This window comes from Pseudomonas sp. MS15a(2019), assembly GCF_013277805.1.
Taxonomy (GTDB): Bacteria; Pseudomonadota; Gammaproteobacteria; order Pseudomonadales; family Pseudomonadaceae; genus Chryseomonas; species Chryseomonas benzopyrenica.
Genome location: NZ_VBTN01000004.1, coordinates 95,737 through 109,727 on the forward strand (window position 1 = coordinate 95,737; position 13,991 = coordinate 109,727).

The 13,991-nt window shown below is 67.0% G+C and carries 14 protein-coding genes; 2 read left to right on the forward strand and 12 right to left on the reverse strand.

What is annotated here, in order from left to right:
• Positions 1-20: 20 nt before the first annotated feature.
• The 5 genes from FEZ61_RS08150 to FEZ61_RS08170 all read right to left on the reverse strand — a co-directional run bounded on the left by FEZ61_RS08150 (position 21) and on the right by FEZ61_RS08170 (position 4,571).
• Positions 21-1,064: a lactonase family protein gene (locus FEZ61_RS08150; RefSeq protein WP_173148189.1), complete on the reverse strand. Its 1,044-nt coding sequence runs from the start codon at positions 1,062-1,064 to the stop codon at positions 21-23.
• A gap of 154 nt (positions 1,065-1,218) precedes the next feature.
• On the reverse strand, positions 1,219-1,404 hold the full coding sequence (locus FEZ61_RS08155) for a tautomerase family protein (RefSeq protein WP_064309049.1): 186 nt from the start codon (positions 1,402-1,404) through the stop codon (positions 1,219-1,221).
• 9 nt (positions 1,405-1,413) lie between these two features.
• The gene (locus FEZ61_RS08160; RefSeq protein WP_173148191.1) at positions 1,414-1,833 is read right to left on the reverse strand and encodes a cupin domain-containing protein; all 420 of its coding nucleotides are present in this window, start codon (positions 1,831-1,833) and stop codon (positions 1,414-1,416) included.
• A gap of 15 nt (positions 1,834-1,848) precedes the next feature.
• Complete coding sequence (locus FEZ61_RS08165; RefSeq protein WP_173148193.1) at positions 1,849-3,219, reverse strand: NAD-dependent succinate-semialdehyde dehydrogenase; 1,371 nt, start codon at positions 3,217-3,219, stop codon at positions 1,849-1,851.
• Positions 3,220-3,599: 380 nt separating this feature from the next.
• Positions 3,600-4,571, reverse strand: a complete 972-nt coding sequence (locus FEZ61_RS08170) for an aliphatic sulfonate ABC transporter substrate-binding protein (protein ID WP_242455119.1) — start codon at positions 4,569-4,571, stop codon at positions 3,600-3,602.
• A gap of 260 nt (positions 4,572-4,831) precedes the next feature.
• Here FEZ61_RS08170 and FEZ61_RS08175 point away from each other — a divergent pair, with 260 nt between their 5' ends.
• Positions 4,832-6,199: an LLM class flavin-dependent oxidoreductase gene (locus FEZ61_RS08175; RefSeq protein ID WP_064309052.1), complete on the forward strand. Its 1,368-nt coding sequence runs from the start codon at positions 4,832-4,834 to the stop codon at positions 6,197-6,199.
• Positions 6,200-6,216: 17 nt separating this feature from the next.
• On the forward strand, positions 6,217-7,002 hold the full coding sequence (locus FEZ61_RS08180; protein WP_064309053.1) for a MetQ/NlpA family ABC transporter substrate-binding protein: 786 nt from the start codon (positions 6,217-6,219) through the stop codon (positions 7,000-7,002).
• Between the two features lie 24 nt (positions 7,003-7,026).
• Here FEZ61_RS08180 and FEZ61_RS08185 read toward each other — a convergent pair whose 3' ends face one another.
• The 7 genes from FEZ61_RS08185 to sfnG all read right to left on the reverse strand — a co-directional run bounded on the left by FEZ61_RS08185 (position 7,027) and on the right by sfnG (position 13,800).
• Positions 7,027-7,629: a class I SAM-dependent methyltransferase gene (locus FEZ61_RS08185; protein ID WP_173148195.1), complete on the reverse strand. Its 603-nt coding sequence runs from the start codon at positions 7,627-7,629 to the stop codon at positions 7,027-7,029.
• 29 nt (positions 7,630-7,658) lie between these two features.
• Complete coding sequence (locus FEZ61_RS08190; RefSeq protein ID WP_068383928.1) at positions 7,659-8,405, reverse strand: ABC transporter ATP-binding protein; 747 nt, start codon at positions 8,403-8,405, stop codon at positions 7,659-7,661.
• A 3-nt stretch (positions 8,406-8,408) separates the two neighbouring features.
• Positions 8,409-9,731, reverse strand: a complete 1,323-nt coding sequence (locus tag FEZ61_RS08195; RefSeq protein ID WP_017639645.1) for an ABC transporter substrate-binding protein — start codon at positions 9,729-9,731, stop codon at positions 8,409-8,411.
• A 76-nt stretch (positions 9,732-9,807) separates the two neighbouring features.
• On the reverse strand, positions 9,808-10,854 hold the full coding sequence (locus FEZ61_RS08200) for a branched-chain amino acid ABC transporter permease (RefSeq protein WP_017639644.1): 1,047 nt from the start codon (positions 10,852-10,854) through the stop codon (positions 9,808-9,810).
• 10 nt (positions 10,855-10,864) lie between these two features.
• Positions 10,865-11,746: a branched-chain amino acid ABC transporter permease gene (locus tag FEZ61_RS08205; protein WP_017639643.1), complete on the reverse strand. Its 882-nt coding sequence runs from the start codon at positions 11,744-11,746 to the stop codon at positions 10,865-10,867.
• 170 nt (positions 11,747-11,916) lie between these two features.
• The gene (locus tag FEZ61_RS08210) at positions 11,917-12,705 is read right to left on the reverse strand and encodes an ABC transporter ATP-binding protein (protein ID WP_173148197.1); all 789 of its coding nucleotides are present in this window, start codon (positions 12,703-12,705) and stop codon (positions 11,917-11,919) included.
• 3 nt (positions 12,706-12,708) lie between these two features.
• Positions 12,709-13,800: a dimethylsulfone monooxygenase SfnG gene (gene sfnG, locus FEZ61_RS08215; RefSeq protein WP_017639641.1), complete on the reverse strand. Its 1,092-nt coding sequence runs from the start codon at positions 13,798-13,800 to the stop codon at positions 12,709-12,711.
• Positions 13,801-13,991 lie beyond the last annotated feature (191 nt).

A 13,991-nucleotide genomic window follows, 5' to 3' on the forward strand; every position in this document is an offset into this window, starting at 1 on the left:
GTAGGATGCGGCGGCGATCTTCAGCGGCTGAAGACCAGGCACACCGGGCTGCCGCAGCGCACCGCCGTGCCGGTGGGTTCGAGGATTCCCCGGGTCTCGTCGACCAGAAAGGTGACGATGCTGTCGCTGTCTTCGTTGAGGGCGAACAACTGGCGGCCATCCGGCGCCAGAGCGAAGGCGCGGGGCGTGCGGCCACCGCTCGCCAGGCTGCCGAGCGGCGTCGGCAGCCCGCTCTGGGGATCCAGCGTGAAGACCATCAGGCTGTCGTGGCCGCGATTGGAGGTGTAGAGCAGACGCCCGCTGCGATCCAGTTCGATGGCCGCCGCCCGGCTGTTGCCGGTGAAGCTGGCTGGCAGCGTCGAGTGGATGGCCAGGGGCTCGAGAACACCGGAGCGGGCATCGAAGGCATAGCTGGTGAGGGTCGAATCCAGCTCGTTGACCACATAGGCCCGCGGCAGGTGCGGATGGCAGACCAGGTGCCGTGGCCCCGCGCCCTCGCGGGTCGCCACCTCGGCCACCGGCACCAGGCGTCCGTCGTGAAAGGCGAAGCTGAAGATCCGGTCCAGTCCCTTGTCCGGCACCAGCACGAAGCGGCCACTGGGGTCGAAGGGATTGCAGTGGGGCTTGGCATGGGGTTGTTCCTGGCGATGCGGCCCGGGTTTGCCTTGCAGCTCCAGCAGCTGGACCAGTGGCTCCAGCCGCCCATCCGCCGACACCGGCAGGACAGCGAGACTGCGACCGAGATGATTGCTCACCACCAGGTGGCGATCGTCCGGCGCCAGCGCCAGGTGCACGGGATTGCGACCGCCACTGGCTTGCTGGTTGAGCAGGGTCAGGCAACCGCTCTGCCGGTCGACCGCGAAGGCGCTGACGGCCTGCTCGTCGCCATGCACCGTATAGAGACGGTCACCCGCCCGATTGAGGGTCAGGTAGGACGGATTGATCAGGTCGCCGACCACCTGGACGAGGTCCAGCGCGCCCTGGGGCGTGACCCGGTAAACGCTGATCCCCTCCCCGCGGGCCTGGCGGGCGCGGGTGGTTCGGCTGCCGACATAGGCGTACATAGGGCTCTCCTGGCACCGACTGGAAGGGTCCGACGTCCGCGCCAAGGCAACCGTCCGACCCGCTTGCGCCACCTTAGGCAACCCGCTGCCCAGCGAAAATTGACCTTTGGCCAACGCAGCGTTCGTGCCTGGCGAACGCTTGCCAGCGCCCGTTTCAGCGTTCGCTGTAGGGCACGCCGCCGCGCGCCTTGTCTTCCGGCTCGGCCTCGACGATCTGCACGATGACACGGTCGGCGGCCACCCCGAAGCTATCCACCACCGCCTCGGTGATGCGCTTCATCAGCAACTTCTTTTGTTCGGCGCTACGACCCTTGACGGCGTGAACGATGATTTCCGGCATGACTATCTCCTAGGACTGGGTACGGTGTTCGGCGGCGATTGGGCGCGTCTCGCCCGTTTCCACCAGGGTGCGGGTGGCGTCAGCCGAGCCGTAGATCCAGAGGATCTTCATGGGCTCGGTGGCCGAGGCATTGCGAAAGCGATGAGGCACGCCAGCCGGAATGTAGGTCACGTCCTGAGGCGCGACGGTGAACTCCTGGCCGTCGATATCGAAGATCGCCCGGCCCTCCACCAGCATCACGCTCTCTTCGCAATTGTGGTAATGGAAGGGAATCTGCGCTCCACCCTGGAATTCGGTGTAGCCGTTGATGAAATTGCGCGCCCCCAGGCCCGCGGTCACCAGCGGCATGGTGGCGGCGCCACCGCCGCGGTCGTGCTTGGCGATGGCCTCGGGTTTGAGCAGCCAGGCAGCGGAATCGGTCTTGATCATTAAAGTCTCCTTGGGTCAGGACTGGGCGCCTTGCCAGACGGTCTTGACGTTGGTGAATTCGCGTATGCCCCACTCGCCCAGCTCCCGGCCATAGCCGGACTGCTTGATGCCGCCGAAGGGCACCCGTGGATCCGAGGCCACCAGGGCGTTGATGAACACCGCGCCGGCCTCGAGGCGCCGGGCGAGACGCTGGGCTTTCGCCAAGTCACGGGTCCAGAGGGCGGCGCCCAGGCCGAATTCGCTGGCGTTGGCGACGCGGATCGCCTCGTCTTCGTCGGCGACCCGGATGATCGCGGCCACCGGCCCGAAGGTCTCCTCGCGGGCCACGGTCATCTCCGGGGTCACCTGGTCGAGCACGGTGGGCGGATAGAAGAAGCCCGGCCCTGGAAGGGGCGTACCGCCCAGTACCAGGCGCGCGCCTTCGGCGAGACTGAGCGTCACCTGGCGCTGCAGATCCTCGCGCAGACCGGCGCGGGCCAGCGGACCGATCTGGGTGGCACGCTCCAGCGGATCGCCCAGCCGCAGGCTGGCGGCAGCGGTGGCGAAGGCCTCTGTGAAGGCATCGGCCACTGCCTCGGCGACGATGAAGCGCTTGGCGGAAATGCAGCTCTGACCAGCGTTGCCGAAGCGCGCCTTGACCGCCGTCTGCGCCGCCAGGGCCACGTCGGCATCGGCCAGTACGATGAAGGGGTCCGAGCCGCCCAGTTCCAGCACCTGCTTCTTCATTAGCGCGCCGGCCTGGCTGGCCACCTGCTGGCCGACCGCGGTGGAGCCGGTCAGGGTGACAGCGGCGATACGCGGATCGGCCAGCACGCCGGCCACGTCACGCGCGCCGATCAGCAGGGTCGCCACCAGGCCGGTGGGCAGGCCAGCCTCGGCGAACGCCTGCTCGAGCGCCAGGGCGCAGCCCGGCACGTTGCTGGCGTGCTTGAGAATGGCGCCATTGCCGGCGGCCAGCGCCGGTGCGGCGAAGCGGACGAACTGCCAGAACGGATAGTTCCAGGGCATCACCGCGAGCACCACACCCAGCGGATCGTAGACCACCCGGCTGTCGGCGGCGGCGCTGACCACCGGGGTATCGGCGAGAAAGCCAGGCGCCCGCTCGGCGTAGAACTCGCAGGTCAGCGCGGATTTCTCGATCTCCGCCTCGGCTTCCACCAGCGGCTTGCCCATCTCGTTGACGATGAGCCGCGCATAGGTATCGCGACCGGCGCGCAAGATGGCGGCCAGGCGTACCAGAGCCGCGCAGCGCTCGGTGAGAGGACGCTCCGCCCATGACCGCTGCGCCGCGGCGGCCTGGGCCAGGCGCGCTTCGACCTGGGCCGGCGTGTGGGTGTAGTAGGTCGCGATGGCGGCCCCGGTGGCGGGGTTGATGACTTCGATCATGAACGAACTCCATGTGTTTTTTATTATAACGAAAGACAATAGTGGCGACGACTTTGAACAGCGCAGCCATGGCCCTCATGAAACCCAACCAGAGAACACACGGCTGTCAAACCATCATTGGTACTTTGTAATTACGTTATACCAACAGGATAAAGCGAGCAAGAGGTACTCGACCTCGTAGGCCCTGACCAAATAGGTACGGCGTCGATGAAGCCCTGCCAGACGCGCGAGCGCTCGCGTCCGGCACCCGGTGGTGGGCGCCAGGAGGCGTGGTTCAAATAGGCGTTTCCGACCGGAGCAGCTTGGCTTAGCGGGGCAAGGCACAAGGCCCGGCGTTGCTGGGCCTTGTCCTGAGTGAAAGCCTGATCAGCTCGGAGGGTTCACGGTGACGTCGGGGTCCAGAGCGCCACGGCGCTGGCGTCCACCGCGGTGGGCAGCAACCTGGCGGCGTGGAAGGCATCGGCGATGCGCTGCTGCTCGCCGAGGGCGGCGTGACTGACCGGCTGGACGTCATAGGTGCGGCGGCTGTTGGCCAGCTGCACGGTGGCCTCGTCCAGGCGGCCCCACTGCGGACCGAGGAGGCGTGCCGCCTCGGCGGGGTGTTGCTTCACCCACTGGCCGGTGCGCTGCAATTGGCCGAACACCAGGGCCAGCACCTCGGGATGGGCCTGGGCATAGGGGCTGGCGGCCAGGTAGTAGCGCTGGTAGCTGGCCAGGCCCTCGCCCGAAGCGAGGATGCGTACCTGCTGCTGACGCTGGGCGCTGGCGACGAAGGGCTCCCAGGCCACCCAGGCATCCACCTTGCCGTTCTCCAGGGCGGCGCGACCGTCGGCGGGGGTGAGATAGGCGGGCTGGATGTCGGCAAAGGTCAGACCGGCCTTCTGCAAGGCGGCGATCAGCAGATAGTGGCTACCGGCGGCCTTGGTCACGGCGACGCGCTTGCCCTTGAGATCAGCCAGCGTCTCCAGCGGCGAATCCTGCGGAACCACGATGGCCTGGGCCTGGGGCGAGGGCGTCTCCCGAGCGAAATAGGTGAGCTTGGCACCCGCCGCCTGGGCGAACACCGGCACGGTGTCGGCGACGTCGGCGGAGAGATCCACATTGCCGACGTTGAGGGCCTCCAGCAGCGGCAGACCGCTGGAGAACTCATGCCAGCTGACGGTGATGCCCCTGGCCGCCAGATCCCGTTCCAGGGTGCCCTGCTCCTTGAGCAGTACCAGCAAGGTGGAGGATTTCTGGTAGCCGATGCGCAGACTGGTATCGGCCTGGGCGGCGTAGGCGAGGCTTAGCAGACCCAGGGCGAGCAGCCCCCGGCGGAAGCCTGAGCGGAACGAAAGGCGGATAGCGGCCATGAATTCCTCAGTGGACGGCGAATGGATGCCGGCCACGATAAGGAATAGGCAAAGGTCAGATTGATACCGATTTGGAATTTGGTTAGAGGGGAGCGACATACCCATGAACGCCTTAACTATATTCCAAAAGGCTATTTAAAGCGTCGGTTAGCTAGCGGCTAACGTATAACCACCGGACCACCGGATCTCTCCTTTCGCCTTTACCCCGAGGATCCCATGGCTGTGCTCCGGACCTTTCTCCCCGCAGGGGCGCCCGCCCCATGACCGCCCCCGCCAAGCAGGTGCTGCTCAACGCCTTCAACATGAACACCGTGGGCCACATCAATCATGGCCTCTGGACCCATCCACGGGACACCTCCAGTCGCTACCACACCCTGGGCTACTGGACCGAGCTAGCTCAGCTGCTGGAGCGCGGGTTGTTCGACGGCCTGTTCATCGCCGACATCCTCGGTGTCTACGACGTCTATGGCGGCAACGTCGACCTGACCCTGCGCGAGTCCATCCAGTTGCCGGTCAATGACCCCTTCCTGCTGGTCTCGGCCATGGCCGCCAGCACTCGGCACCTGGGCTTTGGCCTGACCGCCAACCTCACCTATGAGCCGCCCTACCCCTTCGCCCGCCGTCTTTCGACCCTGGATCACCTGAGCGAAGGCCGCGTCGGCTGGAACATCGTCACCGGCTACCTGGACAGCGCCGCCCGCGCCATGGGCCTGGACCGGCAGATCGCCCACGACCGCCGCTACGACCAGGCCGATGAATACCTGGAAGTGCTCTACAAGCTGCTCGAAGGCAGCTGGGCCGACGATGCGGTGGTCCGTGACCGTGCCCAGCGGATCTATGCGCGCCCGGAGCGGGTGCGCAAGGTCGAACACCATGGCGAATTCTTCGACGTCGAGGGCTATCACCTCTGCGAGCCCTCGCGGCAGCGCACCCCGGTGCTGTTCCAGGCCGGCTCCTCGGATCGCGGCCTGGCCTTTGCCGGGCGCCACGCCGAGTGCGTGTTCATCTCCGGGCAGGACCAGGCCGCCACCCGCGCCCAGGTCGAGCGCGTCCGTGGCGCGGCAGTGGCCGCCGGCCGGCGCGCGGATGACGTCAAGCTGTTCATGGGCCTCACGGTGATCGTCGCCCCCACCGCCGCCGAGGCCCGCGACAAGCACGCCGAATACCTGAGCTATGCCAGCGCCGAGGCCGGCGTGGCCCACCACTCAGCCTCGGTGGGCATCGACCTGGCCACCTATGGCCTCGACGAACCCATCCGCCCGCAACGGACCGAGGCCATCGAATCGGCGCTCCAGCGCCTGGTGGCCAAGGACGCCGGCTGGACCCGCCGCAAGCTCCTGGAGCAGCACGCCCTGGGTGGCCGCTACACCACCCTGGTCGGCGATCCCGGGCAGGTGGCCGATGCCCTGCTCGGCTGGATCGACGAAACCGGGCTGGACGGCTTCAACCTCGCCCGCACCGTTACCCCGGAGTGCTACGGCGACTTCATCGATCTGGTGATCCCGGAGTTGCAGAGCCGGGGACGCTACAAGACCGCCTACGCCGAGGGCAGCTTCAGACACAAGCTGTTCGGCCGCGGTGACCACCTCGACAGCCGCCACTTCGGCAGTCGTTTCCGCCAGGACTGACCCTTCAAGGACGCCCCATGACCCGCCTCAAACCTCTGCTGTTCGCCCTCGGCCTCTTCAGCACCGCAGCCCTGGCTGCCCCCCTCAAGATCGGTACCACCGCCGCCTTCGCCCCGCCCCTGGAAGTGGCGGTGCAGGAGGCCAAGGCTGCCGGCGTGGACGTGGAGATCGTCGAATTCAGCGACTGGATCGCCCCCAACACCAGTCTCGCCAACCACGACATCGACGCCAACTACTACCAGCACATCCCCTTTCTGGAGAACGCCAAGCGCACCGCCGGCTATGACCTGGTGGCGGTGGCGCCGGGGATCATCAACAACGTCGGGCTCTATTCGAAGAAGTACCGGACCCTGGCCGAGGTGCCCAAAGGGGCGCGGGTGGCCATCGCCAACGATGCCATCAATGGCGGCCGTGGCCTGTTGCTGCTGGAGAAGGCCGGCTTCATCACCTTGAAGCCCGGCGTCGGCTACCACGCCACCCTGGCGGACATCACCGGCAATCCCCGCGATATCCAGATCGTCGAGCTGGAAGCCGTGCAGCTGGCCCGCTCCCTGGACGACGTCGACGTGGCCCAGGGCTATCCCCACTATCTGCGCCTGGCCAAGACCATCGATCCCAACCAGGCCCTGCTGTTCGATGGCCTTGACCACCCCGAGTACGTCATCCAGTTCGTCGCTCGCCCGGACAACAAGGACGATCCACGCCTGGCCAAGCTGATCGATGTCTACCAGCACTCGCCCAAGGTCCGCGCTGCCCTGGACCAGGCCCATGGCACCCTCTACCAGCCGGGCTGGAAGGACTGATCGAAGCCTCGTTCTCTTGGAGCGTCAGAGCTTTTCCACGACGAAGGCGCAGCACCCCCGGTTCCGCCCCCCGTCGGGCAGGTCCATGAGTTCGTCGATGAGGATGCGCACGCCCTGCGCCACGAGCAGGGCACGCAGCTCCTCCGGTGGGTGGGAGTCATAGAAGAACGGCTGGTCGAACATGGTATCGACGAAGGCATCCGCCGCCGAGCCGCCCGCCGTCAGCATCAGCCGTCCCCCTTGCGGAAGCCCGGCGATCACCCGCGCCAGGAGGGTCGCGTGCCAGCGGCGCTCCAGATGAAACAGCGAATCCCACAGCAGTGCGCCCTGGTAGGGTTCGGCGCAGGCGTAGGTTTCCAACCGCGCCTCGATCCAGCGTTGCTTGGGAAATTCCCGCCGCGCATGGGCCAGCATGGCGGCCGCCTGATCGACCCCGAGCACGCGATGCCCCTGGGCGAGGATGGCGGCGGCGACCGGGGTGCCGGTGCCACAGCCCAGGTCGAGCAGGGTGGCGCCGGGCTCGAGCTTTTCCAGGAGCACCTCCAGGTAGCGACGCTCGTCGTCCCTGAGGCTGACGCGGGCCTGGCGAAAGGTATCGGCGATGGCGTTGTAGGAGGTCTTGTTCATGGCGCGGGCTCCCTGGTCGTTGCGGAAGCTTAGCCCACCCCCAGGTAGGCCGCCTGCACCGCCTCGCGCGTCAGGCCCGTACCGGGCACGCCGGACTGCACCACCCGCCCGCTTTCCAGCACGAAGGCCTGATGGGCATAGTCCAGGGCGATGGCACTGTTCTGCTCGGCCATCAGCACACTCAGGCCCTCCTCCCGATTGAGCCGGGCGACGCTGGCGAAGATCTCCTCCACCAGTAGCGGCGCCAGGCCCATGGAGGGTTCGTCCAGCAGCAGCAGGCGAGGCCGCGCCATGAGGGCGCGACCCAGGGCGATCATCTGCTGCTCGCCACCGGAGGTCAGGCCCGCCAGCTGTCGGCGCTTGCCAGCCAGGCGCGGAAACCAGGCATAGATACGCTCCAGCTCCTCCCGCTGCGCGGCGCGCCCAAGGCGGCGAACGAAGCCACCGCTGAGCAGATTCTCTTCCACGCTGAGCCGCCCGAAGCAGTGGCGGCCCTCCAGCACCTGGACCAGGCCGGCGCGGACCCGGGCATCGGCCGACTGGCCCGCGAGGTCCTGCCCCGCATAGCGGATGGCACCGCGGACCAGGCTACCGCGGGCGGCGCCGAGCAGCCCCGAGATGGCCTTGAGCGTGGTGCTCTTGCCGGCGCCATTCGCGCCGAGCAAGGCCACGACCTGGCCCTGGCCGACCTGCAGACTGACGCCATCGACGGCCAGGATGGCGCCGTCGTAACGGACTTCGATGGCCTCGACCGCCAGCAAGGGGGTGGTCGTCATGTCTCAGCCCTCCTTGCTGCAGTCACGCGGCGTGATGCCCTTTTCCTTGGCGTACTGCCTGGCCGAGGCCTCGATGATCGGTCGCAGGAAGGCGCGATCGGCCTGCACCCAGTCGCTCACCAGCTGCCATTTCTCGCCATCCCACTGCTGGATGCGGATGGCGCCGCCGCCTTCGTGGTCGGCGCAGGAGAGCTTGAGCGGCTGCACCAAGCCCTTGGCGCCCAGGGCCTGCAGGCGGGCATCGTCCAGGTTCAAGTGCTCGAAACCCCAGCGCACCTGCTCGCCGCTGAGGGGTTTGTCACCGTACTTGGCCTGGGCCAGGCGCAGCGCCTCGACGTTGAGGATGCCGTTGACCACGCCGAGGTTGTAGTAGACGGTGCCGAAGCGCTTGGGATCGGCGAGGTCACTCTGCCCCTTGGCCACCACGTCGCGCGCGATGCCCTGCAGCACCGGGAAGTCGGTGCCCGAGGGGTGGGTGGTGATGGCCAGGAAGCCCTTGGCCGCCGCCCCGGCTGGCCGCACGTCTTCCTCGGAATTGCTCCAGATGTTGCCGATGATGTGGTCGACCGGATAACCAACTTTCTGCGCGGTCTTGATCGCCACCGGATTCATCACCCCCCAGCCGCGCAGGATCACCCAATCGGGCTTGATGCGGCGGATGTTGAGCCACTGGGATTGCTGCTCGTTGCCCGGATGCGGTACCTCCAGCAGGGTCAGCGCGAAGCCGTAGCGATCCGCCAGCTGCTGCAGCACCTCGTTGGTTTCCTTGCCGTAGGGCGAGCCATGGTAGAGGGTGACGATCTTCTTGCCCTTGAGGCTATCGACCCCGCCGCCCTGCAGGGCGATCCAGTTGAGGATGGCCGAGACCTCCGAATAGGGATTGAGCTGCAGCGGGAAGACATAGGGAAAGACGCTGCCGTCCGTGGAATCGGTACGGCCATGGTTGATGGTGATCAGCGGCAGCCGGTCGGCGGTGGACCTTTCCAGGGTGGCGTAGGCGATGCCCACCGACAGCGGATTGGTGGCGGCCGCGGGCGCGCCGTTCCGCCCATTCTTCAGGCGCTCATAGCACTCCACGCCCTTCTCGACGATGTATTCGGTCTCGCATTCGCTCCACACCAGCTTGACGCCATTCACCCCGCCGTTGGCGTTGACGTATTTCATATAGTCGATGAAGCCACCGAAGAAGCCGGTGCCACCGGCGGCATAGGGGCCGACGCGATAGCTCTGCAGCGGGAAGTATTGCTCGCCGGCGGCCTGGACCGGACCGAGGGTGGTGAGGCCCAGGGCCAGGACGAGGCTGCCGAGCAGATGACGTTTGCACATGGGGACTTTCCTTGTTGGGGGTGTGGGCCTTGTGAAGGTGTGAGACCGGCGAGCCTTCTCGCCGGCAAACGGGATGTCAGCGGCGGCACAGGCGTTGCCAGCCGCGGGTGGCCAGGCGGGTCAGGCCCTCGGGTTCCTTGATCAGCACCAGGATGATCAGGGCGCCGAAGGCCATCTTCTGCAGGTTCTCCAGCTGGCCGGCGGCGATGAGGTCAGCGGGTAGCCAGCCGGCCAGGTTGGAGAGCAGCAGCGGAAACAGCACCATGAAGGCGGCCCCATAGAGGCTGCCGGCCAGGCTGCCGAGTCCACCGAGGATGACGATGAAGAGGATCTGGAAAGAGCGACTCAGGTCGAAGCCATGGGGCTCGACGGTGCCCAGGTAGGTGAAGGCCCAGAGCGCACCGGCGATGCCCAGGTAGAAGCCACTCAGGGCGAAGGCCAGCAGCTTGGCCCGGACCACTGACAGGCCCATCACCGCGGCGGCCGTCTCGCGGTCACGGACCGCCATCCAGGTCCGGCCGAGTTCGCCGTGCACCAGTCGCGCCGCGAAGGCGAACAGCGCCAGCACCACCACCAGGGTGGCCAGATAGCGCCCCAGCGGCCCGCTGAAGTCCTGGCCCAGCAACACCAGCGGCGGCGCGCTGATCACCCCCGAGGCACTGCCATGGGAAAACCAGTCGAAGCGGGTCAGGGCCCAGAGGATAGAAAACTGCGCGGCCAGGCTGGAGACGATCAGGTAGAAGCCGCGAATCCTCAGGCTGGGCAGGCCGAACAGCAGCGACACCAGGGCTGCCAGCAAGCCACCGGCGAACAGGCACAGCGGCAGGGGCCAGCCCAGGCGCACCTGCAGGTTGTAGGTGGCGAAGGCGCCCACCGCCATGAAGGCGGCCGAGCCCAGCGACAGCTGGCCGGCATAGCCGGTGAGCAGATTGAGCCCCAGCCCGGCCAAGGCCAGCACCAGAAAGGGAATCAGCAGGGCATTGAACAGGTAGTCGGTGCCGACCCAGGGCACCACACCGCAGGCCAAGGCCAGGAGCGCGACCAGCGCCAGGCGAGCGGGTCGCAGCGCAGGGGCACGGGGGGACAGCGGACGCGCCGTCAGGGCGTCGAGGGAGGTGGTCATGGGAAGTCCTCTAGACGCGCTCGACCGTGGGTTCGCCGAACAGGCCGACCGGTCGAATCAGCAGGAATACCAGGGCGAAGGCATAGGGAAACCAGTTCTCCAGGCCGCCGCCGATGAGGGGGCCGAGATAAACCTCGGCGAGTTTTTCGCTGGCACCGATCAGCAGGCCGCCGACGATGGCCCCGGTGACCGAGGAGAAGCCGCCGATGATCAGCACCGGCAGCGCCTTGAGCACGATCAGCGACAGCGAGAACTGCACTCCCAGCCGCGCGCCCCAGAGCAGGCCCGCCACCAGGCCGACGCAACCGGCCACCGCCCACACCAGCACCCAGATGCGCGGCAGACGAATGCCCACTGCCTGGGCCGCCAAGGGATCGTCGGCCACGGCGCGCAGGGAGATGCCCAAGCGGGTGCGCTCGAACAGCAGCGACAGTCCGATCACCAGCACCGCCGCCACCGCCGCGGCGAACAGGTCGAAGGTCGACAGCAAGAGATCGCCCACCTCCAGCGGGGTATCCTCGATACCCAGGTCCAGACCATGCACCTGGGCGCCCCACAACGCCTGGGCGGCGCCCTCGAGGAAATAGGCCAGGCCCAGGGTGGCCATGAACAGCACCAGCGGCGAGCGATTCACCAGCGGCCGCAGCACCGTGCGCTCCACCGCCACCGCCAGCAGCACCATGACGCCCAGGGTGCTGAGCAGCGCCAGCCAGCCGGGCAGCCCGCGCTCCACCAAGCTGACGTAGGTCAGGGCGGCGAACAGCAGCATGGCGCCCTGGGCGAAGTTGAACACGCCCGAGGCCCGGTAGATGAGCACGAAGCCCAGGGCCACCAGGGCATACATCACCCCGGCGAGCAGGCCGCCGAGCAAGACTTCCAAGAAAAACGCCATGGTTTTCTCCCTGAGGCGTCCAGTGTCCTTAGAAGCTGTTTACGATCTCGCGAGCTAGAGCCAAACAAGGCGGAAAGGCCTGAGGAAGCGGAGTTTACGAGTGGTAAATGAGCATTCCGAAGGTCTTTCCAACGCCGGTTGGCCGACGCGCAGCAGATCGTCAACAACTTCTAGTGAGGGGTCCCGAGATAGGCGGCGATCACCGCCGGATCCCGGCGCACCACGGCGGGTGCGCCGTCGGCGATAAGACGACCGTAGTCCAGCACCACCACGTGATCCGCCAGCTGCATCACCACCTGGATGTCGTGCTCGATCAGCACCACGGTGACCCCGTGCTCGCGGTTGATGGCCTGGATGTAGCCGCTCAGCTCGCGCTTCTCCTTGGCGTTCATCCCGGCCATGGGTTCGTCCAGCAGCAACAGCCGCGGCTCGGCCGCCAGCGCCCGGGCCAGCTCCACGCGCTTCTGCAGGCCATAGGGCAGGCTGCCCACGGCAGCGTCGCGCCAGGCCCCCAGTTGCAGGAAATCCAGTGCCCGCTCGGCCACTGCCCGTTGCGCCCGCTCTTCGGCCGGGGCGCGGCCCAGGCTTAGGGCCTGCTCCAGCCAGGAGGCCCGCCGATGGCGGCCGCGCCCGGTGAGCACGTTGTCAAGCACGCTCATGCTCTTGAACAGCGCCAGATTCTGGAAGGTGCGCGCCACTCCGGCGTGGGCCGCGGCCTGCGGGCGGCGCAGCGCCGCACTGCTACCGGCCAGCCGTACCCTGCCCCGCTGCGGTCGGTAGAGGCCGTTGATCACGTTGAGCAACGAACTCTTGCCGGCGCCATTGGGCCCGATGAGGGCGCAGATCTTGCCTTCGCGAACCTGGAAGCCGACCTCGGCGAAGGCCGTGACCCCGCCGAAGGCCAGCGCCAAGTCGCTGACCTCCAGAAGGACCGGACGCGTGGCCAGGCTCGCGCCCATGGTCTAGGCCGCCGCCTGGGCCGCGGCCCGGGCTTCGAGTTCGCGCACCAGCGGCAGCACCCGCCGGCCGAAGTACTCCACCTCTTCCTGGAAGTGCAGGAAACCCGCCAGCACCAGGTCCACGCCCACCGCCTTGAGGGCGACGATGCGCTCGGCGATCTGCTCGGGGGTGCCGATCAGGTTGGTCTTGAAGCCGTCGTTGTACTGCACCAGGTCTTCGAAGCTGGACTTGGCCCAGTTGCCCTCGCCTTCCGGACTGGCCGCGCCGGCATTGCGCGCCTCATGACCGAAAGCCTGGACCGCCTCCGGGTTGGCCTTGGCGATGATCTCGTCGAGCACCGCGCGGGCCTCGGCCTCGGTGTCCCGGGCGATGACGAAGGCATTGACGCCGACCTTGATCGAATGACCGTTCGCCGCGGCCTTGGCGCGCAGGTCCTCGACCTGGGCGCGGATACCCTCGGGGGTGTTGCCGTTGGTGAAGTACCAGTCGGAGACCCGCGCCGCCATGTCCCGTGCGGCGCGGGAGCTGCCACCCTGGAAGATCTCCGGGTGCGGCTGCTGCAGCGGCTTGGGTTTGAGGGTGTAGTTACGGAAGCGATAGAAGTCGCCGGCGAAGCTGAAGCTGTCCTGGGTCCAGATGCCCTTGAGGGCGCGGATGAATTCCTCGGAGCGCCGGTAGCGCTCGTCGTGGTCGAGCCAGGGCTCGCCGATGCCGTGGAATTCGCCCTTGAACCAGCCGGACACCAGGTTGATGGCGACCCGGCCATTGGTGAGCTGGTCGATGGTCGCCAGCTGCTTGGCCGCCAGCGCCGGATTCCAGGGGCCGGGCAGGATGGCGGCGATCACCTTGAGCCGCTCGGTGGCGGCCAGCAACGCATGGCTGAAGGCCACCGATTCATGCTGGTACTCGGCGCCGTAGCCGGCGGTGAAACGGATCTGCGTCAGGGCATAGTCGAAACCGGCCTGCTCGGCGAGCTGGGCCAGCTTGCGGTTGTAGTCGATGCCCCAGTGGGTGCGCTGCTCGATGGTGCTGACCACCAGGCCGCCGCTGACGTTGGGGACCCAATAGGCGAATTTGACGGGGACGTGGGACACGGTTGTTTCCTCCAGGTGACGCCGCCGTCGAGGGCGGTCGAGATGATGGCTACCCTGGACTAATCAAGAACCGGACCAACAAAAATAATCCTTACAAATCAATAATTTAAAAGAAAATCTTGGCATCGACAGGCTGTTTCGACCCAGGCAGCTGTTGGGTCCCTGTCTCCTCCGCAACAGCAGGCAGAGGC